Here is a 2,987-nt window from a genome sequence, read left to right as displayed (position 1 = left end):
CGCACCTGCGCGGCACGCTCGACGCGTTCGCCCGCTCGGAGTTCGGTCCCGCGGGCCGCACCCGGTTCCGTCCGCACTTCTTCCCGTTCACCGAGCCGTCGGCAGAGGTCGACGTCTGGTTCCCCAACAAGAAGGGTGGACCCGGCTGGGTGGAGTGGGGCGGCTGCGGCATGGTCAACCCGAATGTGTTGCGCGCCTGCGGCATTGATCACGACATCTACTCTGGCTTCGCGTTCGGCATGGGGCTGGAACGGACACTGCAGTTCCGCAACGGCATCCCCGATATGCGCGACATGGTCGAGGGCGACGTGCGGTTTTCCCTGCCGTTCGGGGTAGGGGCCTGATGCGGCTTCCCTACAGTTGGCTGCGCGATGTCATCCAGGCCGGCGCGCCGGGTTGGCATGTGCCTGCCGACGAGCTGGAACAGACGCTGATCCGCATCGGCCACGAAGTCGACGAGATCATCCCGGTCGGCCCTGTCACTGGGCCGCTGACCGTCGGACGGGTCGTCGAGTTCGAAGAACTCACCGAGTTCAAAAAGCCGATCCGGGCGGTCAAGGCCGACGTCGGCGAGGCCGAGCCCCGCGATATCGTCTGCGGAGCAACCAATTTCGCCGTTGGCGATCTCGTCGTCGTGGCGTTGCCTGGCACTGTCCTGCCCGGCGACTTCACGATCGCCACCCGCAAGACCTACGGCCGGACCTCCGACGGGATGATCTGCTCGACGTCCGAACTCAATTTGGGCACAGACCACTCCGGCATCTTGGTGCTACCGCCGGGCACCGCTGAACCGGGTACACCTGCTGCCGATGTGCTTGGCCTGGACGACGTGGTGTTCCACCTGGCCATCACTCCCGACCGCGGCTACTGCCTGTCGGTGCGCGGAATGGCGCGCGAAATTGCGTGCGCCTACGACCTGGACTACGTCGATCCCGCGGATGTGGCGCCGCTGCCCGCCGAGGGTGAGGCCCTGCCGGTGACGATTCAGGCGGGCACCGGAGTGCTCCGGTTCGGCTTGCGGCCGGTCACGGGTATCGATCCGGCGGCGATGTCTCCGTGGTGGATGCAGCGGCGCCTGCTGCTCAGCGGCATCCGCGCGATCTCGCCTGCCGTCGACGTGACCAACTACGTGATGCTCGAATTCGGTCACCCGATGCACGCTCACGACCGCAGTCTGATCACCGGCGGTTTCAAGGTTCGCTTCGCCGAGCCGGGTGAGACGGTCGTGACGCTCGATGACATCGAGCGCAAGCTCGACCCCCGCGACGTGCTCATCGTCGACGACGTCGCGACCGCGGCCATCGGCGGCATCATGGGCGCAGGCACCACCGAGGTCCGCGAAACTACCACCGACCTGATGCTGGAGGCCGCGGTGTGGGACCCCGCCGCGGTCTCGCGCACCCAGCGTCGCCTGCATCTGACCAGCGAGTCGGGCCGTCGCTACGAACGCACTGTCGATCCGGCCATCTCGGTGGCGGCGCTCGACCGGGCCGCGACCCTGTTGGCCGATATCGCAGGCGGCACAATCGAACCCAAGCTCACCGATTGGCGTGGTGACCCACCGCGTGAGGATTGGACCCATCCTCCGGTCAGCATGGCCGTCGACCTGCCCGACCGCACCGCAGGCGTTGACTATGCGGAAGGCGCCACGCAGCGGCGGCTGACTCAGATCGGCGCCGACGTAGTGGTCAACGACGGTCAGGTGACCGCTACACCGCCGAGCTGGCGGCCGGACTTGCAACAGCCCGCGGATCTCGTCGAAGAGGTACTGCGGCTGGAAGGTCTGGAGATCATTCCGTCGGTGCTGCCGCAGGCGCCGGCAGGCCGCGGCCTCACCCCGATCCAGAAGCGCCGCCGCGCCATCGGAAAGTCGTTGGCGCTCAACGGATATGTGGAGATTCTGCCAACCCCGTTCCTGCCTGCGGGAGTGTTCGACCAATGGGGTCTGCCTGCCGACGATGCGCGCCGCAAGACGACGCAGGTGCTCAATCCGCTGGAGTCCGACCGTCCGGCACTGGCGACTACGCTGCTGCCGGGTCTCCTGGAAGCCTTGGGACGCAACGTGTCCCGCGGCGCGGTCGACGTCGCACTCTATGCGATCGCACAGGTGGTCGAGGCGACTTCGGAAATCCGTGCCGTCGAACGCATTCCGACGCAGCGTCGGCCCACCGGCGAGGAGATTGCCACGCTCGACGCGTCGCTGCCGCGGCAGCCGCAACACGTCGCGGCGGTGCTGGCCGGACTGCGGGAGCCCGCGGGCCCGTGGGGCCCCGGACGGCCGGCGGAGGCGCGCGATGCGTTCGAGGCGGTGCGGGTCATCGGGCGCGCCGCCGGCGTGGAGCTGACGCTGCGTGCCGCGCAGCTCCTGCCATGGCACCCCGGCCGTTGCGCCGAAGTCCTCGTCGACGACACCGTTGTCGGGCATGCCGGCCAATTGCACCCCGCAGTCGTCGAGCGATCCGGCCTGCCGAAGGGCACCTGCGCCGTCGAACTCGACCTCGACGCGATACCGATCACGGAGGCCCTGCCTGCGCCCGCGGTGTCGCCGTTCCCGGCGGTCTTCCAGGACGTCAGCCTAATCGTCGGCGACGATGTCGCGGCGCAGAGCGTGGTCGACGCCGTGCGTGACGGCGCGGGCACGTTGCTCGAGGATGTCCGGCTGTTCGATGTCTACACCGGGCCGCAGATCGGGGAGGGCCGAAAATCGCTCACTCTCGCCTTGCGATTCCGCGCCGCGGATCGCACTTTGACCGAGGACGAGGCGAGCGCCGCCCGCGACGCCGCCGTGCAGACCGCGGCCGACCGGGTCGGCGCCGTTCAGCGCGCGTAACCCTGGGCGAGCAGCTGTGGGGTCGGCTGTATCGCGTGCTGGATGATAAAAAATCCGTCGACTGTGCAGTTTCGTACGCGACATGCCGATGTGGGCGTATGAAATCGCACATTCGAGGGCTGCCCGTCGGCTGGTCGCGCTTAATGAAGTTGCAACG

At 68.0% G+C, this 2,987-nt stretch carries 1 protein-coding gene and 1 pseudogene; both read left to right on the top strand.

Translation table 11 applies throughout. The annotated features are described in order from the left end of the window. Window positions 1-344 (top strand): annotated as a pseudogene (locus VFH65_RS31970) (phenylalanine--tRNA ligase subunit alpha); the annotation flags it as partial. After that, window positions 344-2,830 (top strand): phenylalanine--tRNA ligase subunit beta, encoded by a 2,487-nt coding sequence (pheT, locus tag VFH65_RS31965; protein WP_353327528.1) that lies wholly within the window; start codon window positions 344-346, stop codon window positions 2,828-2,830. The pseudogene VFH65_RS31970 and the gene pheT, both read left to right, overlap by 1 nt. Window positions 2,831-2,987 lie beyond the last annotated feature (157 nt).

This window comes from Mycobacterium sp., assembly GCF_035697385.1.
Classification (GTDB): domain Bacteria; phylum Actinomycetota; class Actinomycetes; order Mycobacteriales; family Mycobacteriaceae; genus Mycobacterium.
This window is presented reverse-complemented; position numbering and strand designations above follow the sequence as displayed.